Annotated in this window: 24 protein-coding genes, 1 tRNA gene and 1 pseudogene; 8 read left to right on the top strand and 18 right to left on the bottom strand. The window is 73.1% G+C overall.

Annotation, left to right across the window (positions count from 1 at the left end; genetic code table 11):
- Positions 1 to 840: 840 nt before the first annotated feature.
- Positions 841 to 914, bottom strand: a tRNA-Pro gene (locus tag AC3YNX_RS15070).
- A gap of 209 nt (positions 915 to 1,123) precedes the next feature.
- Between AC3YNX_RS15070 and AC3YNX_RS15065 the strand changes: the two genes are divergently transcribed.
- Entirely contained in the window at positions 1,124 to 1,468 is a 345-nt protein-coding gene (locus AC3YNX_RS15065) for a DUF1801 domain-containing protein (protein ID WP_127783749.1), read from the top strand.
- A 41-nt stretch (positions 1,469 to 1,509) separates the two neighbouring features.
- On the opposite strand, the gene der is transcribed toward AC3YNX_RS15065, so the two are convergent.
- The 7 genes and pseudogenes from der to xerD all read right to left on the bottom strand — a co-directional run bounded on the left by der (position 1,510) and on the right by xerD (position 7,853).
- Positions 1,510 to 2,931 carry a ribosome biogenesis GTPase Der gene (der, locus tag AC3YNX_RS15060; RefSeq protein ID WP_489982599.1) on the bottom strand — a complete coding sequence of 474 codons (1,422 nt, stop codon included), beginning with the start codon at positions 2,929 to 2,931 and terminating at the stop codon, positions 1,510 to 1,512.
- Positions 2,928 to 3,602, bottom strand: a complete 675-nt coding sequence (gene cmk / locus AC3YNX_RS15055) for a (d)CMP kinase (protein ID WP_127784880.1) — start codon at positions 3,600 to 3,602, stop codon at positions 2,928 to 2,930. Before cmk ends, der begins: the two co-directional genes overlap by 4 nt.
- A gap of 17 nt (positions 3,603 to 3,619) precedes the next feature.
- A pseudogene (locus AC3YNX_RS15050) lies at positions 3,620 to 4,348 on the bottom strand (pseudouridine synthase); the annotation flags it as partial.
- A 28-nt stretch (positions 4,349 to 4,376) separates the two neighbouring features.
- On the bottom strand, positions 4,377 to 4,982 hold the full coding sequence (scpB, locus tag AC3YNX_RS15045) for an SMC-Scp complex subunit ScpB (protein ID WP_489995975.1): 606 nt from the start codon (positions 4,980 to 4,982) through the stop codon (positions 4,377 to 4,379).
- On the bottom strand, positions 4,979 to 5,812 hold the full coding sequence (locus AC3YNX_RS15040) for a segregation and condensation protein A (protein ID WP_489996278.1): 834 nt from the start codon (positions 5,810 to 5,812) through the stop codon (positions 4,979 to 4,981). Before AC3YNX_RS15040 ends, scpB begins: the two co-directional genes overlap by 4 nt.
- Positions 5,813 to 5,837: 25 nt before the next feature.
- Entirely contained in the window at positions 5,838 to 6,734 is an 897-nt protein-coding gene (locus tag AC3YNX_RS15035) for a ParA family protein (RefSeq protein WP_127783753.1), read from the bottom strand.
- A 165-nt stretch (positions 6,735 to 6,899) separates the two neighbouring features.
- On the bottom strand, positions 6,900 to 7,853 hold the full coding sequence (gene xerD, locus AC3YNX_RS15030; RefSeq protein WP_489995974.1) for a site-specific tyrosine recombinase XerD: 954 nt from the start codon (positions 7,851 to 7,853) through the stop codon (positions 6,900 to 6,902).
- Positions 7,854 to 7,943: 90 nt separating this feature from the next.
- Here xerD and AC3YNX_RS15025 point away from each other — a divergent pair, with 90 nt between their 5' ends.
- The 7 genes from AC3YNX_RS15025 to AC3YNX_RS14995 all read left to right on the top strand — a co-directional run bounded on the left by AC3YNX_RS15025 (position 7,944) and on the right by AC3YNX_RS14995 (position 14,521).
- Positions 7,944 to 8,603: an NINE protein gene (locus tag AC3YNX_RS15025; protein WP_489995973.1), complete on the top strand. Its 660-nt coding sequence runs from the start codon at positions 7,944 to 7,946 to the stop codon at positions 8,601 to 8,603.
- Between the two features lie 44 nt (positions 8,604 to 8,647).
- Positions 8,648 to 9,295, top strand: a complete 648-nt coding sequence (locus AC3YNX_RS15020) for a DUF1707 domain-containing protein (RefSeq protein WP_489995972.1) — start codon at positions 8,648 to 8,650, stop codon at positions 9,293 to 9,295.
- A gap of 41 nt (positions 9,296 to 9,336) precedes the next feature.
- Entirely contained in the window at positions 9,337 to 10,605 is a 1,269-nt protein-coding gene (locus AC3YNX_RS15015; RefSeq protein ID WP_489995971.1) for a sensor histidine kinase, read from the top strand.
- A complete protein-coding gene (locus tag AC3YNX_RS15010) occupies positions 10,602 to 11,267 on the top strand; it encodes a response regulator (RefSeq protein ID WP_127783757.1) in 666 nt (221 codons plus the stop codon). Before AC3YNX_RS15015 ends, AC3YNX_RS15010 begins: the two co-directional genes overlap by 4 nt.
- 112 nt (positions 11,268 to 11,379) lie before the next feature.
- Entirely contained in the window at positions 11,380 to 12,150 is a 771-nt protein-coding gene (locus AC3YNX_RS15005; RefSeq protein ID WP_489995970.1) for an ABC transporter ATP-binding protein, read from the top strand.
- A 5-nt stretch (positions 12,151 to 12,155) separates the two neighbouring features.
- Entirely contained in the window at positions 12,156 to 14,030 is a 1,875-nt protein-coding gene (locus AC3YNX_RS15000; RefSeq protein WP_489996277.1) for an FtsX-like permease family protein, read from the top strand.
- Positions 14,027 to 14,521 carry a nucleoside deaminase gene (locus AC3YNX_RS14995; protein WP_489995969.1) on the top strand — a complete coding sequence of 165 codons (495 nt, stop codon included), beginning with the start codon at positions 14,027 to 14,029 and terminating at the stop codon, positions 14,519 to 14,521. Before AC3YNX_RS15000 ends, AC3YNX_RS14995 begins: the two co-directional genes overlap by 4 nt.
- Positions 14,522 to 14,599: 78 nt before the next feature.
- Here AC3YNX_RS14995 and AC3YNX_RS14990 read toward each other — a convergent pair whose 3' ends face one another.
- The 10 genes from AC3YNX_RS14990 to AC3YNX_RS14945 form a co-directional block, all read right to left on the bottom strand.
- On the bottom strand, positions 14,600 to 15,238 hold the full coding sequence (locus tag AC3YNX_RS14990; protein ID WP_489995968.1) for an NUDIX domain-containing protein: 639 nt from the start codon (positions 15,236 to 15,238) through the stop codon (positions 14,600 to 14,602).
- Position 15,239: 1 nt separating this feature from the next.
- Positions 15,240 to 16,955, bottom strand: coding sequence for a CTP synthase (pyrG, locus tag AC3YNX_RS14985; protein ID WP_127783761.1), 1,716 nt, complete (start codon positions 16,953 to 16,955; stop codon positions 15,240 to 15,242).
- Positions 16,956 to 17,117: 162 nt separating this feature from the next.
- Complete coding sequence (locus AC3YNX_RS14980) at positions 17,118 to 18,062, bottom strand: copper transporter (RefSeq protein ID WP_164860658.1); 945 nt, start codon at positions 18,060 to 18,062, stop codon at positions 17,118 to 17,120.
- Positions 18,059 to 19,243 (bottom strand): putative cytokinetic ring protein SteA, encoded by a 1,185-nt coding sequence (gene steA / locus AC3YNX_RS14975; RefSeq protein ID WP_127783762.1) that lies wholly within the window; start codon positions 19,241 to 19,243, stop codon positions 18,059 to 18,061. Before steA ends, AC3YNX_RS14980 begins: the two co-directional genes overlap by 4 nt.
- A 78-nt stretch (positions 19,244 to 19,321) precedes the next feature.
- Complete coding sequence (gene recN, locus AC3YNX_RS14970) at positions 19,322 to 21,073, bottom strand: DNA repair protein RecN (protein ID WP_489995967.1); 1,752 nt, start codon at positions 21,071 to 21,073, stop codon at positions 19,322 to 19,324.
- Between the two features lie 30 nt (positions 21,074 to 21,103).
- Positions 21,104 to 22,021 carry an NAD kinase gene (locus tag AC3YNX_RS14965; RefSeq protein WP_127784885.1) on the bottom strand — a complete coding sequence of 306 codons (918 nt, stop codon included), beginning with the start codon at positions 22,019 to 22,021 and terminating at the stop codon, positions 21,104 to 21,106.
- A gap of 53 nt (positions 22,022 to 22,074) precedes the next feature.
- Positions 22,075 to 22,905 carry a TlyA family RNA methyltransferase gene (locus AC3YNX_RS14960; protein WP_489995966.1) on the bottom strand — a complete coding sequence of 277 codons (831 nt, stop codon included), beginning with the start codon at positions 22,903 to 22,905 and terminating at the stop codon, positions 22,075 to 22,077.
- A gap of 1 nt (position 22,906) precedes the next feature.
- A complete protein-coding gene (locus AC3YNX_RS14955) occupies positions 22,907 to 23,113 on the bottom strand; it encodes a hypothetical protein (RefSeq protein WP_489995965.1) in 207 nt (68 codons plus the stop codon).
- Positions 23,114 to 23,151: 38 nt separating this feature from the next.
- Positions 23,152 to 24,147 carry an HAD-IIA family hydrolase gene (locus tag AC3YNX_RS14950; RefSeq protein WP_489995964.1) on the bottom strand — a complete coding sequence of 332 codons (996 nt, stop codon included), beginning with the start codon at positions 24,145 to 24,147 and terminating at the stop codon, positions 23,152 to 23,154.
- On the bottom strand, positions 24,144 to 25,034 hold the full coding sequence (locus AC3YNX_RS14945; RefSeq protein WP_489995963.1) for a hypothetical protein: 891 nt from the start codon (positions 25,032 to 25,034) through the stop codon (positions 24,144 to 24,146). Before AC3YNX_RS14945 ends, AC3YNX_RS14950 begins: the two co-directional genes overlap by 4 nt.
- Positions 25,035 to 25,196: the final 162 nt, after the last annotated feature.

Raw genomic sequence — 25,196 nt, 5'->3', positions numbered from 1 at the left:
CGGCGTATGGGGCAAAATGAGGCCAACGCCAAACGGACGATCAGTGCCTTAGTTGCGCGAGCAGAGCGCATCGCCCGAACCTCCGCCGCCCAACGGGAGGATCTAGCATCCGTAGGCACGACTATGAGATTACTTGTTCGAATCGGACACGCCCAGCAGCGGATAGAGCGCACGCATCTCCCTGAGGATCAACTTGTTACCGCCGCCGCGATAATTCGGCCAGCTACACTCGAAAGGGAGCCAGTTTTCATCGGTAAAGTCGTCGCGTCGCTCGGCTTCCTAACTAGGGATGGGACTCCGCAAGCAAAAGATCCAGTTGGTGAACTTGAGCGCTCATGGCCACGCTTCTTGGCAGCCACGCGTTGGGTGCTTATGGCCGGTGTACCCGGAGAATCGGAGACTCGCCTGACGGATCACGACATCGCTGCACTCTGGTTAAATGCTCACGCATGGCACCATGATCAAGACAAACAATGGGTCTTGCGTCACGTGTCCGAAGATGACTGCCTGATCAGTGCTAGCACTTGGGTCAGCGACCGAATATTTCTCGTACGGGCGATCCAACAACTCATCATCGATCTGCAAGCGAGTGGCGAAATTCCAGAACTATAAGCCCGTACATCGACACAGAGTCCGTCGAATGCGCACGACTGGCAGGCCGCAAGATCCTGCACTCGACCCTGCTCATCGACTTAGCTTCGAACGGCTAAAGGCTAGGACGGCTCGCAACAACGAGGCCCGACAGCACATGCTCGAACGAGCAGGATGGGCAGGATGGGCAGCTGCTCCCGACATAACAAAGCCCTGGCGAGAAACGATCTCTCACCAGGGCTTGTTCGGTCGGGCTGACAGGATTTGAACCTGCGACCCCTTGACCCCCAGTCAAGTGCGCTACCAAGCTGCGCCACAGCCCGAACACGCTCTCGCGAGCGCCATGGAAGAGGCTACCGCAGCCCTCCCCCAGACAACGAACCGGCTGGTCAGGGGCTCGCGGGCAGCCCCAGGATGCACCCAGAAGGTAGCGCTGCGTAGTTGTTCACCACCGCGTCGTCAACCGCCTTACGATCCGTCGCACTCGTCACTGCGAGCAAAGCCATTGTGCGACAGCGGAAGAGAGGTCGGGATGAACCCCGAGGTCACCGAGTACGTCCAGCAGCGGGCGGCCTGGCAGTCCGAGATCTGCGAGCGCCTGCGCTACCTCGTGCAGGAGGTCATCCCGCAGGCGGAGGAGCGCCTCTGGCACGGCAAGCCGTACTACATCAAGAACGGCTGGGAGGCCGCCGACATCGAGGCCTTGGCTGACGCGGTGCGCTTCACCCTCTACAACGCCCAGGACGTGGAGGTCATCGAGGGGGTCACCCAGCCGCTGGGCAGCGGCGAGCGCAAGGCCGCGGAGATCCACCAGGGCGACGACGTCGACTACACCCTGCTGGGTGAGTTGCTGGCCCGCACCAGCTCCGGCCTGTAGTCAGGTCGAAGCAGCACGGGCCAGCAACAGGGGCCGAGAGATCAGCGCTTCTTGCGGTCGCGCTTCTCCCGCACGCGCACGTTCACCCGCACCGGGCTCCCGGTGAAGTCGAACGTCTCGCGCAGCTTGCGCTCCAGGAAGCGGCGGTAACCGGCCTCCAGGAAGCCTGTGGTGAACAGCACGAACGTCGGCGGCCGGGTGGCCGCCTGCGTCGCGAACAGCACCCGGGGCAGCCGTCCCCCGCGCATCGGCGGCGGCGTCGCGGCCACCACCTCCGACAGCCACGTGTTCAGCTGGCCGGTGGGGATGCGCTTGTCCCACGACTCCAGCGACTGCCGCAGCGCCGGCACCAGCTTGGCGATGCTGCGCCCGGTCATCGCGGAGATGTTCACCCGCTGCGCCCACGGCACCCGGGCCAGGTCACGGTCGATCTCCCGCTCCAGCATGTGCCGGCGGTCCTCGTCCACCAGGTCCCACTTGTTGAACGCCAGCACCAGCGCCCGCCCGGCGTCGGCCACCATGCTCAGCACCCGCAGGTCCTGCTCGCTGATGGGCTCGGAGGCGTCGATCAGCAGCACCGCCACCTCAGCCGCCTCGATGGCCGAGCGGGTGCGCAGCGAGGCGTAGAACTCCGCGCCGCTGGCGTGGCTCACGCGCTTGCGCAGCCCCGCGGTGTCCACGAAGCGCCACACCTGCCCGCCCAGCTCCACCAGGGAGTCCACCGGGTCCACCGTGGTGCCGGCGACGTCGTGCACCACCGAGCGCTCGTCGCCGGAGAGCTTGTTGATCAGGCTGGACTTGCCCACGTTGGGCTTGCCCACCAGCGCCACCCGGCGCGGACCCACCACGGGGTCGCTCTCCCGCGGGGTGTGCGGCAGCACCGCCAGGATCTCGTCCAGCAGGTCACCGGTGCCGCGGCCGTGCGTGGCGCTCACCGGGTAGGGCTGGCCCAGCCCCAGCGACCACAGCGCGGCCGCCTCGCTCTCGGTGCGCTCGTCGTCCACCTTGTTGGCGGCCAGCAGCACGGGGATCTTGCCGCGGCGCAGCACCCGGGCCACGGCCTCGTCGGTGGCGGTGGCGCCGACCACGGCGTCCACCACCAGCAGCACCGCGTCGGCGGTCTTCATGGCCATCTCGGCCTGCGCGGCCACCGACTTCTGCAGCCCCTTGGCGTCGGGCTCCCAGCCGCCGGTGTCCTGCACGGTGAAGCGCCGGCCGTTCCAGCTGGCGTCATAGGACACCCGGTCGCGGGTGACGCCGGGGACGTCCTGCACCACGGCCTCACGGCGGCCGATGATGCGGTTGACCAGCGTGGACTTGCCGACGTTGGGCCGTCCGACCACCGCCAGGGTGGGGACTGCCTCGTCTGGGCCGTGCTCGTCGCCGAAGTCCTCGGCGGCCACCTCCCAGTCGGTCTCGTCCAGCCAGATGCCGTCTCCGGAGACCAGGCCCTCCTCGCTCACTGTGTTGCTCCTTCTGTTCGGCTCGTCGATGCCACCAGGGCACGGAGCCGGGTGAGTACCTCGTCGATGCTGTGTCCACTGGTGTCCACGGTGACGGCGTCCTCGGCGGGACGGAGCGGCGACGTGGCCCGGGTGGAGTCCAGGTGGTCGCGGCGCTGGACGTCGGCCAGCACCGCCTCGTAGTCGCTGGGCCGGCCCTCGGCGGCGTCCTGCTTGGCCCGGCGCTGCGCGCGGTCCTCCGCCGAGGCGGTCAGGTACACCTTCAGGTCGGCGTCGGGCAGCACCACGGTGCCGATGTCGCGGCCCTCCACCACCATGCCGTGCGGGGCCTGGCGGACGATCTCCCGCTGCAGCGCCACCAGCCGCACGCGCAGCGCGGGCACGGCGGAGACCGCCGACACCGCCTGCGTCACCGCGGCACCGCGAATCTCCGCGGAGACGTCCTCGTCACCGAGCTGCACCGTGGGGTGGGCGGGGTCGGTGCCCGAGCGCAGCGCCAGCGTGGTGGTGGCGGCGTCGATCGCGTCCGGGTCACCCAGGTCGACGTGCGCGCGCAGCACCTGCAGGGTGGCCGTGCGGTACATCGCGCCGGTGTCCAGGTACTGCGCACCCAGGTCGGTGGCCAGGCGCCGCGCCACGGTGGACTTGCCGGTGCCGGAGGGGCCGTCCATGGCGATGACGGGACCCCTCACAGGCCGACCACCTTGTACAGGCCGGCGACCTCGCCGCGGTTGAGCACGCGCAGCGAGCCGGGGCGCTGCTCACCCAGCTTGAGCGGGCCGATGTCGGTGCGCACCAGGCGGCGCACCGGGTGGCCCACGGCCTCCAGCATGTTGCGGACGATGTGCTTGCGGCCCTCGTGCAGGACCACCTTCACCAGCGCCTTGCCCTCCCACACGTCCACCACGCCGAAGTAGTCGACCTTGGCCGGGCCGTCCTCCAGCTCCACGCCCTCGCGCAGGCGCTTGCCCACGTCCTTGGCGATGGGGGCGTCGATGTCGGCCAGGTAGGTCTTGGGCACCTCGTAGGACGGGTGCATCAGCCTGTGCGCAAGGTCACCGTCGTTGGTGAGCAGCAGCAGGCCCTCTGTGTCGGCGTCCAGGCGCCCGACGTGGAACAGCCGCTGCCCGGCGGCCACCCGCTCGGCCACCAGGTCGCCCACGCAGGGGCGGCCCAGGTCGTCGCTCATGGTCGACTGCATGCCCTTGGGCTTGTTCAGCGCCAGGTGCACCAGGTCCTCGGTGACCATCACCCGCTCGCCGTCCACCTTCACGATGGCGTTGCGGGGATCGATGCGGCGGCCCTGCGTGGTCACGGTCTTGCCGTCGACCTCGACGCGCCCCTCGGCGATCATCTCCTCGGCCGCGCGTCGGGAGGCAATACCGGCCTGGGCCAGCACCTTCTGCAGCCGGATGCCGCGGGGGTCGATCTGGTCGTTCTCGTGCTCAGGCATTCTCATCCATGTCGATCAGGTCCACTTCGGGAAGCAATGGCGCCAGCGGAGGCAGCTCCGCCAGCGACGACAGCCCGAGTCGCTCCAGGAACAGCTCGGTCGTCGAGTACAGGGTCGCGTGGGTGTCCGCGTCGATGCCGGCCTCGGTCAGCAGACCGCGCGCCAGCAAGGTGCGTACCACACCGTCCACGTTCACCCCCCGCACCAAAGCGATGCGGGCACGGGTCAGGGGTTGACGGTATGCCACCACTGCCAAGGTCTCCAAAGCCGCTCGGGTCAGGCGGCTGCGGGCACCGTCGAGCAGCAGCCGCTCCACGTAGGGGGCGTGCACGTCGCGGGTGAACAGTCGCCATCCATCTCCGATTCTACGGAGGTCCATCCCGCTGCCCCGGGCTGTGAGCGCCGTCGCCATCCGCTCCAGGCTCGCGCGCACCCGCTCGGCCGGCTCCTGCACCGCCGAGGCCAGCACCTGCTCCGACGCCGGGGCGTCCACCACCAGCAGCAGCGCCTCCAGCGCCGACTCCAGCTCCTGCTCGTCCAGACCCTGCTCGTCCAGGCCCTGGTCCTCGGGCAGATCATCGTGCTCGGGGGTGCTCACCCGTAGTCCTCTCCCAGCTCGTCCACGGCCACCACGGCCTGCCCCGGCCACTGCACCAGCAGCGGGCCCAGCGCCTCGTCCTGGTCGAAGATCACCGCGGCCTCCCGGTACAGCTCCAGCAGCGCCAGGAACCGGGCCACCACCTGCACCGTGGACTCGCAGTCGGCCACCAGCTCCCCGAACGTCGTCCACCGCTGCCCGCCCGCCGCGCGCAGGCGCTCCAGCAGCAGCGCCGCCTGCTCCGGCACCGACACCTGCGGGGTGTGCAGGTGCGCCAGGCTGACCTCCGGCGGCGGTGGTGCGGGGCGGAACACCGCGGCGGCCACCTCGGCGAAGCGCTGCGGGTCCACGCCCAGCAGCACCTCTGGCAACAGCGCCGAGAAGCGGTCCTCCAGCGCCACCGAGCGGGGGTAGCGGCGCAGTGCGGCCCGCTCCAGCTCGGCGAACATCGCGGCGACCTGCTTGTAGGCGCGGTACTGCAGCAGCCGGGCGAAGATCAGGTCGCGGGCCTCCAGCAGGGCCAGGTCCTCGGCGTTCTCCACGTCACCGGCGGGCAGCAGCCGGGCGGTCTTGAGGTCCAGCAGCGTCGCGGCCACCACCAGGAACTCGGTGGTCTCCTCCAGCCCGGCCCGCTCGCCGAGCAGCCGGGTGTGGGCGATGAAGTCGTCGGTCACCTGGTGCAGCGCCACCTCGGTGACGTCCATCCGCCGCTGCGTGATCAGCTGCAGCAGCAGGTCGAACGGGCCCTCGAAGTTGGTCAGCCGCACCGTGAACGGGGCGGTGGAGCCGGGCCGAGCACCGACGCCGGGCTCGGGCGCCACGTCCCGCAGCTGCCCGAGGTCGGTGCTCACGGTCTCACCGAGCGATGACCTCGCGGGCCAGCTGGCGGTAGGCCGCCGCGCCGGGCGAGCTGGAGGCCCAGGTGAGGATGGACTCCCCCGCCACCGAGGTCTCCGGGAACTTCACCGTCCGGTTGATCACCGTGTCGTAGACGGTGTCGCCGAACACCTCCACCACGCGGGACATGATCTCCCGGGCGTGCAGGGTGCGGGCATCGAACATGGTCACCAAGATCCCGGACAGCACCAGCCGCGGGTTGAGCCGGTCGCGGACCTTCTCCATGGTGTCGTTGAGCAGCGCCAGCCCGCGCAGGCTGAAGTACGCGCACTCCATCGGGATGACCACGCCGTCGGCGCAGGCCAGCGCGTTCACGGTGAGCAGGCCCAGCGAGGGCTGGCAGTCGATGAGGATGTAGTCGTAGCGGTCGACCACCTGGCGCATCACGCGGCCCAGGGTCTGCTCGCGGCCCACCTCGTTGACCAGCTGGATCTCCGCGGCGGAGAGGTCGATGTTGCTGGGCAGCAGGTCGACGCCCTCGATCTTGGTCTGCACCAGCACGTCGTCCACGGCGGCGCGCGGCTCCACCAGCAGGTTGTGCACGGTGAGGTCGAGGTCGTGGTGGGCCAGGCCGAGGCCGGCCGACAGCGCGCCCTGCGGGTCGAGGTCCACCAGCAGCACCTTGCGGCCACACTCCGCCAGCGCAGCACCCAGGTTGATGGTGGACGTGGTCTTGCCGACGCCACCCTTCTGGTTGCACATGGCCAGCACGGTGGCCGGGCCGTGGCTGCTCAGCGGCGGCGGCTCGGGGATCTCGCGGCGCGGGCGGCCGGTGGGGCCGAGCGGGACGTCGGCGCCCGTCGCGTCGGACGCCTGAGGAGCTGCCCCCGGGGGGTTGGCCTGCGGTGTCGACACGGTGGGGTGCCTGCCCTTCGCTGTTGCAGTGCGGCGTTGTTGCCGGCACGAGCCTAGGAGTCGATGGTGTGCGCAAGCAACGCGCCCCGCCCACGAGACGCTGCATTCGTGCCGGTACACCGCGCTCTAGAGCCCTGGCGGAGGCTGCGGGCTCCCCTGCCGGGCCTAGCGGGCGCGGGGGTGCGCGCCGGCCCACACCTCGCGCAGCCCGTCCACCGTCACCATCGTGTACACCTGCGTGGTGGTCACCGAGGCGTGGCCGAGCAGCTCCTGCACCACCCGGACGTCGGCGCCGCCGTCGAGCAGGTGGGTGGCGAAGGAGTGCCGCAGGGTGTGCGGGGAGACGTCGGCGGTGATGCCGGCGCGCTCGGCGGCGGTCTGCAGCACCTGCCACGCGCTCTGCCGGGACAGCCGGCCGCCGCGGGCGTTGAGGAACAGCGCGGGCCCGGCCCGGGAGACCAGCGCCGGCCGCCCCCGCACCAGGTAGGACTGCAGCGCATCCAGGGCAGGGCGGCCCACCGGCACCAGCCGCTGCTTGCCGCCCTTGCCCGCCAGCACCACGGTGCGCGACTCGGTGTCCACGTCGTCCACGTCCAGACCCACCGCCTCGGAGATGCGGGCGCCGGTGGAGTACAGCAGCTCCAGCAGCGCGCGGTCGCGCAGCTGGCGGGGTCCGGCCGCCTCCCCCGAACCACTCGCGGCGTCCAGCAGGGCCAGCACCTGGTCCACCGCCAGCGCCTTGGGCAGCCGCTTGGGCCCGCTGGGCGGGCGCACCTCCCGGGCCACGTCCACGGTGGTGATGCCCTCGCTGGCGGCGAAGCGGTGCAGCCCCCGGGCGGCCACCAGCGCCCGGGCGGCGGAGGAGGCGGCCAGCGGCGGCACGCCGTGCTCGGCGTCGCCGGTGCGCAGCGCGCGGACGAAGGCGGTGACGTCCTGCTCCTGCACCGCGGCGAGGTCGGTGACGTCGCGGTTGGCCAGGTGCTGGCAGTACCGGCGCAGGTCGCGGCGGTAGGACTCCAAGGTGTTGCGGGCGCTGCCGCGCTCCACCGCCAGGTGGTCCAGGTAGGTCTGCACCTGGACGGTGAGGGGAGCGGACGGTTCGGGCACGGCGCTCAGCATCCTCTCCACCTTGCTCACCTGGGGCGACCCACCCTGCGCGCGTCGGAACTGCAACCCCCTTAGTGGCTTTGACCACGATATTGTGCGCACATGACCCAGCCAGGCAACGACGGTTCGTCCCCAGTCACCAACAACCAGCGCGACGAGACGCGCGCCCTGCTGGGCCAGCACTACGCCCAGGGGCGGATGACCGCCGACCAGTACTCCGACCGGATGGGCACCGCCGCCACCGCGGCCACGGTGGACGAGCTGCGGGAGCTGTTCAACGACCTGCCGCACCCCTACCCGATCTCCCTGGGCGGCCAGCACTCCCCCGGCCAGCCGGGACCTGGTCAGCCGGGACCTGCCCAGCCCGGCCCCTACGGCCAGCCCGGTCCGGCCCAGCCGGGCCCCTACGGCCAGCCCGGTCCGGCCCAGCCGGGTCCCTACGGTCAGCCCGGCCCCTACGGCCAGCCCGGCCCCTACGGCCAGCCGGCACCGGCCGGCTACCCGCGACCCGCGGCGGGCGCCCCCTACGGCGTCGATCCGCTTAGCGGAGTGCCGTTCTCCGACAAGGAGAAGCTCACCGCCGGCCTGCTCCAGCTGTTCCTGGGCGGCTTCGGCGTGGGCCGCTTCTACACCGGCCACACCGGCATCGCGGTGGCCCAGCTGCTCACCTGCGGCGGCTGCGGCGTCTGGAGCCTGGTCGACGGCATCCTGATGCTCACCGGCAAGGTCACCGACCCGCAGGGACGTCCGCTGCGCGGCTGAGCCGCTGACCGGCCTGGGCTTGTCGGCGCGCCTAGAGTGCAGGCATGAGTGCTTCGCCGGACCCCGGGCTCATGCGCACGGACGACGCCGAGCGCCACGACGCCCAGCAGGTGCTCGGCCAGCACTTCGTCGCCGGCCGGCTGGACTACGCGGAGTACCAGGACCGGCTCCACGCCGCCACGGCGGCGCGCACCCGCAAGGACCTGTGGGAGCTGTTCTCCGACCTGCCCGAGCCGCACCCGCGGGTGCTCGGCGCGCTCGGCGGGCCGGACCACCTGGGCCACGGCGAGCTCGCGCCGCCGTACTGGGGCGCCCCTGCCGCGGCGCCGGCACCCCCTGCGCCTCCGCGCTTCCCCGGCTTCGCGGCGCCCCCGGCGGGAAGCGGCGCCTACGGGTACCCCGTGCCGGGCCACGGCGGACAGCTCAGCGCCCCCTACGGCGTGGACCCGCGCACCGGCCGCCCCTGCTCCGACAAGGTGCGGGTGACGGCGGGAACGCTGCAGATCGCGCTGGGCTGCTTGGGCATCGGCCGCTTCTACACCGGCCACTACGGCGTGGGCACGGCCCAGCTGCTCATCACGGTGCTGTCGCAGGGCACCTTGGCGCCGCTGGTCATCTTGTGGGGCGTCATCGACGGCATCCTCATGCTCACCGGGTTCGTCTCCGACCGCCGCGGCCGTCCGCTGCGCTAGGCAGGGCCAGGTCGGCTGGTCCTCGCGGTAGCGTGCCGCTCGTGAGTCGCCGAGGCAGTGCCACCCTGGACCGGCGGGTTGCGGTGGGTACCGGGGCGCTCGCGCTCACCGCGCTGGTCGCTGCTGCCGTCGCCACCACCGTCGCCCCCGAGGCCGGCGTGGTGCTGCCCGTTCCGTCGACCACCGCGTGGTTGCTGGGTGCGGTCACGCTGGCGCTGCAGGCCACCGCACTGCTGTGGCGTCAGGTGGCACCGCGAGCCGTCCTGCTCGTCGTCGCCCTCGGGATGGTGCTGTGCGGGCTCTGCGGCCTCGGTGACGCGGTCGGGCTGGCCCAGCTGGCCACCCTGGTCGCGGCCTACACCCTCGGGCTCGCCCAGCCGCTGTCCCGGTCCTGGCCCACCTTCGTGGCGGCGGCGTTGCTCGCCGGTGCCGGCACGCTGGCCAGCAGCCTGGGCGGCGGCGAGCCGGTGGCGCCGTCGGTGGGCCTGGGGCTGCTGCAGGGCCTCAGCACGGTGGCCCTCCCCCTGGGGGTCGCGGTGGTGGTGGCGGCGCGCCGCGAGGCTCGCCTGGCCCGGGAGAGCCGGGCGGCCGCCCTCGAGCGGGAGCACGGCGCGCTGGTGCAGGCCGCTGTCGCCCGCGAGCGCACGGCGATGGCCCGCGAGCTGCACGACATCGCCGCCCACCACCTCTCCGGCATCGCCGTCATGACCGCGGCGATCGGCACCCAGATCGACTCCGACCCCGCTGGCGCCAAGGCCGCGGTGGCGCAGGTGCGGGCGCAGAGCACCGCCGTGCTGCGGGACCTGCGCAGCCTGGTCGGCCTGCTCCGCGAGGACGACGCCCCCGCAGCCGACCCCGGCCGAGTGCGGCCCGAGTCGCTGGCGGGCATCGCCGCGCTCGTCGACGACGTCACCACCGCGGGCCGGGACGTGGGACTGACGGTGCTGGCCGGGACGCGGCCGCTGGGTGAGGGCGTCGGCCCGCTCGCCCAGCTGGGGGCCTACCGGATGGCGCAGGAGGCCCTCGCCAACGCCGCGCGGCACGCCCCCGGTGCACGCACCGAGGTCACCATCGACAACCGCGACCCCGACGCCGTGCTGGTGACGGCGCGCAACGGCCCGGCAGCCCCGGCCCCGGCCCCGGCCGACGCGCGGCGTGCCGGGTTCGGCATCGTCGGGATGCGGGAGCGCGCCGAGCTCACCGGGGCGAGCCTCGACGTCGGCGCCACCGCCGACGGTGGGTGGCGGGTGAGCCTCCGGATGCCCCGGGAGCCGCACCGGGCAGACGCGCTCGCGGCGGAGGACGCATGATCCGGGTGGTGATCGCCGACGACCAGGCGCTGGTGCGCGCCGGGTTGCGGACCCTGCTGGACGCCGAGGCCGACCTCGAGGTCGTCGCCGTCGCCGCGGACGGCCACGAGGCGGTGGACGCCGCCCGCGCGCTGCGCCCGGACGTGGTCTGCATGGACATCCGGATGCCCGGCCAGGACGGCATCAGCGCCACCCGAGAGCTGTGCGGGCCCGGGGTGGCCCACCCGGTGCCGGTGCTGGTGCTCACCACCTTCGACGTGGACGAGTACCTCTTCGGGGCGCTGGAGGCCGGGGCGTCCGGCTTCCTGCTCAAGGACGCCGAGCCGGAGGTGCTGGTCGCCGCGGTGCGGTCGGTCGCGCGGGGCAACGGCACCCTCGACGACAGCCTCACCAAGCGGGTGCTGCGCGAGGTGGTCACCCGCCGCGAGATCGTCCCCGTCACCGCCGGACGTGCCTCGGAGCTGCTCACCGCCCGCGAGCTGGACATCCTGCTGCTGCTCGCCCAGGGGTTGTCCAACGACGAGATCGCCGCCACCCTGGTGCTGGAGACCTCCACGGTGAAGTCCCACCTGGCCCGGATGATGCCCAAGCTCGGCGTCCGCTCGCGCCTGCAGGCCGCGGTGTGGGCCTACCAGAACAAGGTCGTGGCCGTCCCCGAGTGAGCGCTTGCATCGAAGGATGCAACGTCGCGATCTCCCTCCCACGGCGCTCGAGACGCCGCGCAGGAATTCCTAGGTTCGACAGGTGCCCATCCTGCGACCGAGGAGACCTGCGATGACCGCCTCCACCACCGCCCGGCAACCACTGCCGGACCGCACCACCGCCGCCGCGCTGCGGCTCGTCGACGTGCACAAGCAGCACGCCGGTGCCTCGGGGGCGGTGCACTCCCTGCGCGGTGTCTCGCTCACCCTGGACGCTGGCTCCTTCACCGCCGTGATGGGCCCCTCGGGGTCGGGCAAGTCCACCCTGCTGCACTGCGCCGCCGGGCTCGACGTCCCGACCCGCGGCCGGGTCACCGTCGGTGAGCGCGACATCAGCGCCCTCGCCCCCGACGCGCTCACCCGGTTCCGCCGCGACCACGTCGGCTTCGTCTTCCAGGCCTACAACCTCGTGCCACACCTCAGCGTGGCCGACAACATCCAGCTGCCGGTGATGCTGGCCGGGCGCGAGCCAGACCGCGACTGGCAGGCGGAGCTGCTGGACGCCGTCGGCCTGGCCGGGATGGCCGACCGCCGCCCGGGTGAGCTCTCCGGCGGACAGGCCCAACGGGTCGCCATCGCCCGGGCCCTGTTCTCCCGGCCGACGGTCGTCTTCGCCGACGAGCCCACCGGTGCGCTGGACACCCGCACCGGTACCGCGGTGCTCACGCTGCTCCGCGACACCGCCCGCCAGCTCGGGCAGACCGTGGTGGTGGTGACGCACGACGCCGCAGTGGCCGCCACCGCCGAGCAGGTGCTGTTCCTCTCCGACGGACGCCTGGTCGACCAGCTCGCCAATCCGACGGCCAAGACGGTCGCTGAGCGCATGCTCGGGCTGGAGCGGTGAGCGCGATGTGGCGCCTCGCCCGCTCCGGTGCCGCCGCGCACCTGCCGAGCCTGGTCGGACCGTTCGTGGTGCTGGCCCTGGCCGGGGTCCTGCTCTCCGGCACCGGCGTGCTGATCGAGTCCGGTCTCCGCTCCGGCGGCGACGCCGGGTTCCTCGTCGTCCTGGCCAGCTCGTTCACCGGGACCGCGACCGTGCTGGTGGTCTTCGTGGTCGCCGCCACCGTCTCCCTCGCCCTGCGCCAGCGCCAGCGGGACTTCGCGCTGCTGCGCGCGGTGGGGGCGACGCGGGGCCAGATCCGCAGCCTGGTCAGCCGGGAGACCGGTCTGGTCACGCTGGTGGCAGCACCGGTGGGCGCGCTGGTCGGCCTGGTCGCGGTGCGTTCCCTGACCCCGCTGCTGGCCTCGTCCCAGATGGTCGCCCCCGACTTCCAGCTGACGCTCTCCCCCCTGCCGGTGCTCGGGGCCCTCGTGTTCCTGCTGCCGGTGGCCTGGCTCGCCGCGCGGCTGGCCACCCGCGGCACCCTGCGTGCCGCACCCACGGCGGCCATCGGCGACAGCGTCGTCGAGCCGGTCGGCATCGGCCGCGCCCGTCGGACCAGCGCGATCGTCGTGGCGGCGGTGGGCCTGGCCGCAGCGCTGAGCCCGGTGGCCGTGCCCGGCGCCCTGGGCAGCGCCACGGCCGCGGTCTCGGCGTTCCTGCTCATCGGGGCAGCGGCGTTGGCCGGCCCGGCTCTCGTGGCCTGGGTGCTGCACCGCATCGGTCACCGCGGCGGACCGGCCACGCAGCTGGCGCTGGCCAACACCCGCGGCTTCTCCCGGCGGCTGACCACGGTGGTGGTGCCGCTGGCGCTGGCCCTGGGGGTCGGCACCGTGCAGGCCACCATCGACGACACCATGGTGGTCGCGGGCGCCCAGCAGCTCGCCGACGGGCTGCACGCCGACCTGGTGGTCACCGGCACGGACCTGGAGCGACACCAGCTCACCGCCGTGCCGGGCGTGGACGTGGCCACCCCGCTGGCCTCCGTGCCGGCCCAGGTGCGCACCGACGACGAGAGCGGGTGGCTCGGCGCCCTGGGCTGGGAGCCCGTGCCGGTGCGGACCCTGCCTGCCGGCGGCGTCGCGGCGACGCTCGACCCAGGGGTGGTGGACGGCGACCTGGCCGGCCTGGACCGCACCGACACCGTCGCCATCAGCCGGGACGCCCGCCTGGACACCGGCAAGGGCCTCGGCGACACCATCGCCATCCGGTGGGCCGGTGGTGAGCTCACGGTGGCCAACGTGGTCGCGGTGTACGACCGTGGCCTGGGCTTCGGCGACTACCTCACCGGCCAGGGCACCCCCGCCTCGCACGGCGTGGACGTCCGGCCGGACACGGTGCTGCTGCGCACCAGCGACGCCGGCGTCGGGCCCGCCGTCGCCGGCCTCGGGCTGACCGTGCAGGGCGAGCAGGAGCACGTGGACGCCGTGGTGGCCGCCGGTGGCGGCCAGCGCGAGCTGTCCACGATGCTGCTGCTCCTGCTGCTGGCCTTCGTGGGCGTGGCCGCCGCCAACGCCCTGGTGCTCACCACCGCTGGGCGGCGGGCCGAGCTGGTGCTGCTGTGGCGCACCGGCGCCACCCGCCGACAGCTGGTCGCGATGGCCGGGGTGGAGGCGCTGGTCACCGGGGTGGTGGCGTGGCTGATCGGCACGGCCACCGTGCTCCCCGCGGTCGTGGGTGTCAGCGTCGGACTGCTGGGCCCGGCGGTGCCGCCGGTGGACCTGGCCACCTACGGCGCGCTGAGCGCGGCGGTGCTGCTCATCCCGCTGCTGACCGTCGTCCCAGTGGTCGCCCGCGCCGTGGGGCAGCGCCCGCAGGTGCCCTCGCTAGGGTCAGCCACATGACCCAGCTCTACGACCCGTCCCCCGTCGAGCTCGTGCACCTGCAGCGCTGCGTCGAGCTGGCCACCGAGGCACTCGCCGACGGCGACGAGCCGTTCGGGTCGGTGCTCGTCGACGGCGCGGGCCGCGTGCGCTTCGAGGACCGCAACCGGGTGGGCGGCGGCGACGCCACCCGGCACCCGGAGATCGAGATCGCGCGGTGGGCAGCCGCGCACCTGAGCCCGCAGGAGCGCGCCGACTGCACCGTCTACACCTCCGGCGAGCACTGCCCGATGTGTGCGGCCGCGCACGGGTGGGTGGGGCTGGGCCGAATCGTCTTCGCCGCCAGCTCCGCCCAGCTGTCGGACTGGCTCACCGAGTGGGCGGAGCCGGCCGCCCCGGTCGCCCCGCTGCCGATCACCACGGTGGTTCCGGGGCTGCCGGTGGCGGGCCCGGTCGCCTCGCTCGCCGAGCAGGTCCGGGCCCTGCACGCCCGCCAGCGGGGTCGTCGCTGACGGGCGGGCAGCACCCAGGGTCTAGCTGTGCACCCAGGGACTAGCTGTGCACCCAGGGACTAGCTGTGCACCCAGGTTCTAGCTGTGCGCGGTCTCGTCCCGGCGGAGCAGCGCGAACGACTGGTCGGTCCACTCCGCGTCCGGCGTGCGCAGCGGCGTGCCGGTGGCCCGGGCCGCCGACAGCGCCAGCAACCCGCTGACCGCCGCGCAGTTCACGATGTCGCCGGAGAGCACCCGGCGCACGGCATCGACCAGCGGCACCCGCTGCACCACCAGGTCGGCCTCCTCGTGCTCCGGGTCCGGGCGGTCCACCTCGCTGAGCCCCTCGGCCAGGTACACCCGCATGGACTCGTCGCAGAAACCCGGCGACGGGTCGATGTCCACCAGCACCGACCAGCGCTGCGCGGCCAGGCCCACCTCCTCGGCCAGCTCGCGCTGGGCCGCGGGCAGCGGCTCCTCGTCCACCACGTCGAGCAGGCCGGCGGGCAGCTCCCACAGCCGCCGGCCCAGCGGGTGCCGGTACTGGTGGATGAGCACCACCTGGTCGGCCTCGTCCAGGGCCACCACGGCCACGCTGGCGTGGTGCTCCACCACCTCGCGGGTGGAGGTGTCCCCGCCCGGCATGCGCACCTGGTCGGCACGCAGCGCCAGGATGGCCCCGCGGTACACCACCTGGCTGTCGGCCACGCTGAAGTCGTGGGCTCCCGGCTCGCTCACCTCAGGACGCCGAGGTGGCCGACTCGCGGTGCGTCAGCTCGACCGGCAGCCGCTCGGCCGCCTCGTAGTCGATGGCCGCGCGGATGAACGCCGCGAACAACGGGTGCGGCCGGGTGGGCCGGCTCTTCAGCTCCGGGTGCGCCTGGGTGGCCACGAAGAACGGGTGCACCTCGGCGGGCAGCTCGACGAACTCCACCAGGGTGCCCTCCGGCGAGGTGCCGCTGAAGCGCAGCCCGGCCTTGGCCAGCTGCTTGCGGTAGGCGTTGTTCACCTCGTAGCGGTGGCGGTGCCGCTCGGAGACCTCGGTGCTGCCGTACGCCGCGGCCACCACCGAGCCCTTGTCCAGCTTGGCCGGGTAGGCGCCCAGGCGCATGCTGCCGCCCATGTCCGCCTCGCCGGCCACGATCTCGGTCTGGTCGGCCATGGTGGAGATCACCGGGTGCGTGGTGTCCGGGTCGAACTCGCTGGAGTTGGCGTCGTCCAGGCCGGCCAGGTTGCGCGCGGCCTCGATCACCACACACTGCAGGCCCAGGCACAGCCCCAGCAGCGGGATGCCCCGGGTGCGGGCGTAGCGGATGGCGCCGAGCTTGCCCTCGATGCCCCGCACGCCGAAGCCGCCAGGCACCAGCACCCCGTCGACCTGTGACAGCGCGGCGGAGGCACCGGCCTCGGTCTGGCAGTCGTCGGAGGGCACCCAGACGATCTTCACCTTCGCGCGGTGGGCGAAGCCGCCGGCGCGCAGCGCCTCGGTGACCGACAGGTAGGCGTCGGGCAGGTCGATGTACTTGCCCACCACCGCGATGCGGACGTGCTCCTCGGGCTCGTGCACCCGCTTGAGCAGGTCCGACCACACCGTCCAGTCCACGTCGCGGAAGGGCAGGCCCAGCCGGCGCACCACGTAGGCGTCCAGGCCCTCGGTGTGCAGCACCTTGGGGATGTCGTAGATGGAGGGCGCGTCGGGGCAGGAGACCACGCCGTCCTGGTCCACGTCGCACATCAGCGAGATCTTGCGCTTGAGGCCGTCCGGGATCTCCCGGTCTGCGCGCAGCACCAGCGCGTCGGGCTGGATGCCGATGTTGCGCAGCGACGCCACCGAGTGCTGGGTGGGCTTGGTCTTGAGCTCGCCGGAGGGCGCCAGGTACGGGATCAGCGAGACGTGCAGGAAGAACACGTTGTCCCGGCCCACCTCGTGGCGGACCTGGCGGGCCGCCTCCAGGAAGGGCAGCGACTCGATGTCGCCGACGGTGCCACCGATCTCGGTGATCACCACGTCCGGGGTGTGACCCTGCAGGTCCGGGCCGCTCATGGCGGTGATCCGGGACTTGATCTCGTCGGTGATGTGCGGGATGACCTGGACGGTGTCGCCCAGGTACTCCCCGCGACGCTCCTTGGCGATCACGCTGGAGTACACCTGGCCGGTGGTGACGTTGGCCCAGCTGGGCAGGTCCCGGTCCAGGAAGCGCTCGTAGTGGCCGACGTCGAGGTCGGTCTCGGCGCCGTCCTCGGTGACGAAGACCTCACCGTGCTGGAACGGGTTCATGGTGCCGGGGTCGACGTTCAGGTAGGGGTCCAGCTTCTGCATCGTCACGCGCAGGCCGCGCGACGTGAGGAGCTGCCCCAGGCTGGAGGCGGTCAGACCCTTGCCCAGTGAGGAAGCAACACCGCCGGTGACGAAGATGTGCTTTGCGTGATGGGCGTTCTGACGTGACTGAGGCAAAGAGGCTCCCGTGAGATGAGGTGCGGTGTCACTCGGTGCCGGCAAGAAACGGCCGTGACTCACGGAACCCCACGCTAACACGCGCGGGCCCCCACGTGCCGCCGCCGCCCCCTCGAGATGATCACTCGAGGGGGCGGCGGCGGTGGTTCTGGGCGGGGCGGCTCAGCCCTGGGTGGGCACCGTCATGCCCTGGGCGTTGCCCGCGGTGCCGTAGCGGCCCGCGCGGCCGTCCAGCTGCTCCTGCAGCCCCAGCACGGCGGTGATCTGTCCGGCGGCGGTGTCCACGTTGTCCACGGTGGTCAGCGCGGCGGTCACGTCGACGTCGGCGCGGGCCACCCCCAGGGGGCCGTTGCCCTCGGCCGAGCCGGTGCGCCCGGCCAGCACCACGCCGGCGCTGCTGCGGTCCAGCGCGGCGGCGAAGCGGGCGATGGTGGAGGCGCGGTCCCCGGCGCCGTCGCCGGTGATCGCTCCCCCGGTGAGCACCAGGCCGAGCTGTCCGGCGGTGGGGGTGGGTCCGCCGTTGCCGACGAACCCGGCGGCCTGCAGGGCCTGCACGGCCACGGCCAGCTCGGCGGGGGTGGTGCGCGGCTTGGCGGTGGTGGCGTCCAGCAGCAGCACCGAGCCCAGCAGCGAGCCGGCCAGGCTGCCGGAGTCCACCGAGCCGGTGGGCAGCTGCACCCCGGCCGGGATGACGTTGGTGATGGTGGAGCGCACCTGGTCGGCGTTGGCCGGGTTCACGAACGCCGGGGTGAGGGCCACCTGGCCGGCCACCGAGCCGCCGGCGTCGGCGATGAGGCGCACCAGCGCGTCCCGGTCGGCGGAGCTGGCGTCGGGTGCGGTGAAGATGACCACGCTGCGCTGGGTGAGCACCGAGCGCAGCGCCAGCGGCGCCACCGCGGTGTCGAAGCCGTTGGCGGCGTTGAGCTGCTCGCGCAGGGCGTTGCGCTCGGTCTCCAGGGCCCGGACGTTCTGCTGCAGCCCGCTCTTGTCGTCGCGCAGCCCGGAGAGCAGCCCGTTGGACACCGAGGTGGAGCCCAGCACCAGGCCCAGCGCCAGGGCCAGGAACACGGCGGCGATCGAGATGATGTGGTGACGCAGGGTGATCATTCGCGCAGCCCCTTGACCCAGTCGTAGAAGCGGTCCCAGAGGTCCACCGCGTTGTCGAGGTACACCTGGCCGGCGTCGGACACCAGCAGCGCCACCACGATGGCGGCGAGCGCGGCGAGCACCAGCAGCAGCACCGTGCCGGCCGAGACCCGGCTGCGGTAGAGCGTGGCCACCGCCTTGCCGTCGACCAGCTTGGAGCCGACCTTCAGGCGGGTGAGGAAGGTGGAGGGGTTGGAGTCGCGGCGGCCGCTGTCCAGGAACTCGTGCAGGGTGGCCGGCGAGCCGACGCTGACGATCAGCGAGGCGTTGTTGTGCTCGGCCAGCAGCAGCGCGAGGTCCTCGCTGGAGCCCGAGGCCGGGAAGGTCATGGCGCCGATGCCCAGGTCCTGGATGCGCTCCAGGCCGGGGGCGTGGCCGTCGGAGTGCGCGGGCAGCACCACCTGGGCGCCGCACTTGAGGGTCTCGGTGCCGATGCCGTCGGGGTCGCCCACGATGAGGTCCGGGGTGTAGCCGGCGGCCACCAGCGCGTCGGCCCCGCCGTCCACGCCCACCAGGATGGGGCCGTACTCCTTGATGAACGGCTTGAGCCGCTTGAGGTCCTCGGCGTGGTCGTAGCCGTTGCTGACCACCACCACGTGCCGGTCACGCATCTCCACCTGGATCTCGGGCACACCGACGCCGTCCAGCAGCAGCGAGCTCTCCCGGCGGATGAACTCGATGGTGTTGCCGGAGAACGCCTCCAGCTGGTCGACCAGGCCGGTCTTGGCCTCGACCATCAGGTCGGCCACCGACTCCTGGCTCTGCTCGGAGCCCTGCGCCAGCTCCTTCTCGCCGGCGTAGAGCGAGCCCTCGTTCAGGCGCAGCTTGGCGCCGTCCTTGACCCGCCGGAACACCTCGCCGCCCACGCTGTCCACCAGCGGGATGCCCGCTCCCACCAGCACCTCGGGTCCGAGGTTGGGGTAGCGGCCGGAGATGGAGGGCGCGGCGTTGACCACCCCGGCGACCTCGGCGTTGACCAGCGCGTCAGCGGTGGCCCGGTCCAGGTCCATCTCGTCGAGGACAGCGATGTCACCCGGTCCGATCCGACGCAGCAGCCGCGGGGTGTTTCGGTCGATCCTGGCCACTCCTTCGACGCCCGGTAGGACCTCCTGGGAGCGACTGAGCAGGCCGGTGATCTTCATGACCTTGATGATGACTGGCCACTATGGCCTGCCGGTGGAGGCGCGCCGCAGCGGCAGGCCCCGCCCGACCGGCGGTTCTCAGGCGTCGCGGGCCGCGGCCGCGGTGGCCAGCAGCTCCTCCGCGTGTGCCTTGCCGGTCTCGGTGTCCTCAAGCCCGGCAAGCATTCTCGCCAGCTCGGCCACCCGCTCCGGCTGGTCGAGGGTGCGCACCCCGCTGACGATGACGGTGCCGCCCCTGGTCAGCTTGTCCACCACCAGGTGCCGGTCGGCGAAGGCAGCCACCTGCGGCAGGTGGGTCACCACGATCACCTGGTGGGTGCGGGCCAGGCGGGCCAGCCGCTTGCCCACCTCCACCGCGGCGCGGCCACCGACGCCGGCGTCCACCTCGTCGAAGACCAGGGTGGCGGTGGTGTCGGCCTTGGCCAGCACCACCTCCAGGGCCAGCATCACCCGGGAGAGCTCGCCGCCGGAGGCGCTGCGCCCGATGGGCAGCGCGGGGGCGCCCTGGTGGGCGGCCAGCCGCAGCTCCACCTCGTCCACGCCCGAGTCCCCGGCGTGCACCCGGGCCCCGTCCACCACCAGCGCGGCCGGGTCGTTGTCGGCGGCGGGGCGCACCCCGACGTGCACGTGCAGCTCGGCCTGACCCATGGCCAGCCCGGTGAGCTCGGTGGAGACCGCCTTGGCCAGCTTGGTGGCGGCCTTGCGGCGGGCGGCGCTGAGCTTGGCCGCCGCAGCGGTCACCTCCGCGGCCAGCTCGTCGCGGCGCCGCGCCAGCTCGGTGAGGGTGTCCTCGGAGACGTCCACCTCCGACAGCCGCCGGGTGGCCTGCTCGGCCCACTCCAGCACCCCGTCCACGTCGGCGGCGTACTTGCGGGTGAGCGCCTTGAGCTGGGCCTGGCGGGTGAGCACCGTGTCCAGCTCGCCGGGGTCGGCGGGCAGCTCGGCCAGGTAGGCGCTGAGCTCGCCGCCGATGTCGGTGAGCACGGCCTGCACCGCGTCCAGCCGCTGCGCCTGGGCCTGCAGCACCTCGTCCTCGCACGCGGCCATCCGGGCGCGGGCCTGCCCGATCAGCCCCAGGGCACCGCCGGACTCGCCGTCGTCGCTGCCCATCAGTGCCGCCTGCGCGTCGGCCGAGCCCTCCCGGAGCACGTCCAGGTCGCCCAGGCGGCGCACCGCGCGGCTGAGCTCGACGTCCTCGCCGGGGCTGGGCGCGACGTCGGCGATCTCGGCCAGGCCCATCCGCAGCTGGTCGGCCTCGCGGGCGAGCTCGCGGGAGCGGCTGGTGCGCTCGGCCAGCTCGCTGCTCACCTGCAGCCACTCGGTGCGCAGCGCCCGGTAGGTCTTGAGCAGCGGTGCCACCGTGCTCTCCGCCGATCGGTCCAGGGCGGCGCGCTGCTGGTCGCTGCGCTGCAGCCGCAGCTGGTCGTTCTGCCCGTGCACCGCCAGCAGCGGCTCGGTGAAGGAGCTGAGCACCCCGGCGGGCACGCTGCGCCCGCCGAGGTGGGCGCGGGAGCGGCCGTCGGCACTGACCGTGCGCACCGCGATCACGCTGCCGTCGTCGTCGGAGTCGGCCCCGGCGCCCTCGGCGACCTCGGCGGCAGCGGCCCCGGCGGCCTCGGTGAGCAGGAAGCGGCCCTCCACCACCGCCTTGGGCGTGTCGGTGCGCACCCGGGAGGGATCGGCGCGGGCACCGCTGAGCAGGTGCAGCCCGGTGACCACCATCGTCTTGCCGGCCCCGGTCTCACCGGTGAGCACCGTCAACCCCGGGTGCAGCTCCACGCTGGCCTCGGCGATGACGCCGAGGCCCTGGATACGCATCTCCGCCAGCACGCGCCCACCCTAGCCCGCGGCACCGACAGCTCAGCCCTGGTGACGTCCGCGCCAGCTCTGCACCGGCAGGCTGAACTTGTGCACCAGGCGGTCGGTGAACGAGGCGTCGTCGAAGCGGACCAGCCGCAGCGGGCGCTCGCCGCGCACCACCTCCACCCGCGCACCGGCGGGCAGCGGCAGGATGCGGCGGCTGTCGAAGCACAGCACCGCGGGCGGACCGCCGGCGTCGACCTCCAGGGCCACCACCGAGGTGGGGCTGACCACCAGCGGCCGGGCGAAGAGGGCGTGGGCGTTGCTGGGCACCACCAGCAGCGCCTCCACGTCCGGCCACATCACCGGGCCGCCGGCGGAGAAGGCGTAGGCGGTGGAGCCGGTGGGGGTGGAGAAGAGCACGCCGTCGCAGCCGAAGCCGGAGACCGGACGGTCGTCCACCTCCAGGACCACGTCCAGGATGCCGCCGCGGGTGGTCTTCTCCACGCTGGCCTCGTTCAGCGCCCAGCTGCGGCTGACCACGACGCCCTCCACGATGACGGCGGCGTCGAGGGTCATCCGCTCCTCCACGCGGTAGCTGCGGGAGACCACCGCGTCCAGCGCGGTCTCCAGGTCGTCGGGGTCGGCCTCGGCGAGGAAGCCGACGCGGCCGAGGTTGATGCCCAGCACGGGCACGCCCACCGACCGGGCTAGCTCCGCGGCGCGCAGGATGGTGCCGTCACCGCCGAGCACCAGCACCAGCTCCACCCCGGCGGCCGCGGTCTCCCCCGCGGCGACGGCGTGGGCGCCGAGCACGCTGGGCAGCGCCAGGTCCTCGGTCTCCTCCACCAGCACGCGGATGTGGATGCCGGCCTCGGTCAGCCGGGCTGCCACCCGCTCGGCGGGGCCGGTGGTCTCGGCGCGGCCGGTGTGCACCACCAGCAGCACCTCGCGCTCCGCGGCCGGCTCCGGCCGCAGCTGCGCGGCACCCTCCACCGTCCGCACCGCCGAGGTGCTCGCTGGGGAGGTGCTCACTGGGGGCCTGCCGCTACAGCCTGTCGCACCATGGTTTCCACCGCGTCAGTATCGACGGTGGTGGCAGCATCGGTGCAAGCGGCATGCAACCACAGGAAGAACTCCACGTTTCCCGACGGCCCGGGCAGGGGGCTGGCCACCACTCCCTTGGTCTGCAGCCCGAGGCCGGCGGCCGTGCGCGCCACGTCCAGCACCGCCTCGGTGCGCAGCTCAGGGTCGCGCACCACCCCACCGGCACCCACCCGGTCCTTGCCCACCTCGAACTGGGGCTTGACCATGGGCAGCAGGTCAGCGCCGGGGTGCACGCAGGCGACCAGCGCGGGCAGCACCAGCTTGAGCGAGATGAAGGACAGGTCAGCCACCACCAGGTCCACACCGCCGCCGATCTGGTCGGGGGTGAGGCTGCGGACGTTGGTGCGGTCGTGCACGTGCACGCGGTCGTCGCTCTGCAGCCGCCACACCAGCTGGCCGTAACCGACGTCGACGGCGACCACCTCGCGGGCGCCGCGCTGCAGCAGCACGTCGGTGAACCCCCCGGTGGAGGCCCCGGCGTCCAGGCAGCGGCGACCCTCGATGGTCAAGCCGGCAGGGGTGAACTCCTCCAGCGCACCGAGCAGCTTGTGCGCACCGCGGGAGGCCCACTGCTGCTCGTCGGCCACCTCGGTGACCAGCAGCGGGGTGCCCGCCTCCACGGCGGTGGCGGGCTTGGTGGCCACGGTGCCGGAGATGCGGACCCGGCCGGCGTTGATCAGCTCCACCGCGTGCTCGCGGGAGCGGGCCAGACCGCGGCGGACCAGCTCGGCGTCCACTCGGGCGCGCCGGGCCACGTCAGGCCTTGTCGATCGTGGCGAGGGCGGCGGCGAGGCGCTGGTGCAAAGCCTCCAGCTCGTGCAGCTGCGCCGCCGCGGGCGAGGAACCCTCGGGTGCGTGCGGCCCGTCCGGGCGGGGCTGGGAGGCGAGCACCGCATCCACGTCCGCCGTGATGGCTGCGGGATCTACCCGGCTCGGACCGGGGCGTGGAGCCGTGCTGTTCACCGCGTCCACGCTATCGGATGGCTCTGACCGCCGACGGGCTAGGCGGCGGTGACGCCCCACGCTCGCAGCGCTGCCTCGGCACCGGCTCCATCGGCGGTGACGGCGGCGATCGCGCCACCCTGCCAGGCCACCGGGCACGCCGCGCGCAGCCCGTCCCAGGGGTCAGCATCGGGGTCGTCGCAGGCCACGACCAGGGAGTCGCCCTCGAGGCGGGCTGCCCAGCCGTCGACCGGGCCGATGGCCGCGTCGGTGGCCGGACGGTCCAGCGCGGACAGGTCCCCGGCGAGGTAGTCCGGGCGTTCCGTGGCGTCGGCGCGCAGCACGTCCAGCGCGGTGCTCACCCCGGTCATCACCAGCAGGGTGGGCAGCTCCGCGGCGCGCCCGCCGGCGATGTCGGTGTCCAGCCGGTCGCCGATCACCAGGGGGCGCTGGGCGCGGGCCCGTGCCACCGCGTCGCGCATGATCGGCGGGGCAGGCTTGCCCGCCACCTGCGGCTCGGTGTCGGTGGCCGAGCGCAGCACCGCGACCATCGAGCCGTTGCCGGGCAGCAGGCCGCGGTCGGAGGGCAGCGTGGGGTCGAGGTTGGCGGCCACCCACACCGCGCCGCCCCGGATGGCCAGCGCCGCCTCGGCCAGGATCGGCCAAGCGGTCTCCGGGGAGTGCCCTTGCACCACGGCTGCGGGGCCGGCGGCCAGCTCGCGCACGGGTACCAGCCCGCGCTCGCGAATCTCCGCGGCCAGCGCCTCGGTGCCCACCACCAGCACGGCGGCACCGGCGGGCAGCTGCTCGGCGAGCAGACCGGCCGAGGCCTGCGCGCTGGTCACCACGTCGGCGTCCTCGGCGGGCAGGCCCAGCTCGCGCAGGTGCTCCGCCACGTCGCCCGGGGCCCGGCTGGCGTTGTTGGTGACGTAGAGGACTCGCTGCTCGCTCTTGCTCAGCGCGTCCACCGCGCCGGGAATGGCAGTGGGACCGGCGTAGACCGTGCCGTCCAGGTCGACCAGCAGGGCGTCGAACCCCGCCCGCAGGGTGCTCACTGGTCCTCGTCCCCCTCCAGGTCCCCGATCTTCTCGCCGGATCCGGCGCCCTCGCCGCCCGCGCCCAGCGCCGCAGCGCGGTCCTCGGCATCGGTCTCGCCGTCCTCGTCCGCGGTGGCCGCCTGCATGAACCAGCGGATGGCATCGTCGGTGCGACCGGCAGCCAGCAGCGCGTCCGCGTAGGCGTAGAACAACCGCGCCGCCGCCGAACCCGTGCGGGTGGGATCAAGCTCCGGGGTCTGCAGCATCACCACCGCGGCGTCGAGCTGACCCAGGTCACGACGGGCACCGGCGGCCACGATGCACAGCTCCTCGGCGGCCTCCCCAGTCAGCTGACGGGCCTCGTCGGAGCGGGCCAGCTCCAGTGCACGCTCGGGACGTCCCAGGGCACGCTCGCAGTCGGCGAGGACGGCCACCAGGCCGGGCCCGCCAGCCATGCGTCGGGCAGCGCGCAGCTCGGCGATCGCCTCGGCCCACTCCCCCGCGTGGTACGCGGCGATGCCGGCGGCCTCGCGCACCACGGCCACGCGGCCGGCCCGGCCGCGCGCGGCGCGGGCGTGCAGCAGGGCTCGCTCGGGATCCTCGTCCACGAGCGTGCCTGCCATCACCAGGTGCATGGCGACCTTCTCCGCGTTGGACTTGTCCAGGCTGAGCAGGTCGCGGCGCACGTCGGGGTCGAGCAGCTTCACGTCGACGTCCTCGGGCAGCGGAGGCTCGGGGGGACGGGGGGTGCGGCGCTCGTCGGAGCCCGATCCCGGGCGTGGACGGGCGCCCCGGTCGTGGCGGGCGCCGCCTGAGCCGGTGGGCCGGCCGGACGTGGACCGGTCACGACCTCCCCGCGGGCCGTCGAACGAGCGGCGTCCCGAGCTGTCGGGCGTGTTTCCCACGAGGGATTCCTTCCTGACTGTGAAGCATGCGCTGTGCAGATGAGGGTCGTGAACGCACGAAAGGGGACCCCGGTTATGGGGTCCCCTTTCGTGGTGGTGCAAATGATGTTCGGCGGCGTCCTACTCTCCCACACCCTGTCGGGTGCAGTACCATCGGCGCTG

Source organism: Rhodococcus sp. Z13_19A (assembly GCF_058133575.1).
This window is presented reverse-complemented; position numbering and strand designations above follow the sequence as displayed.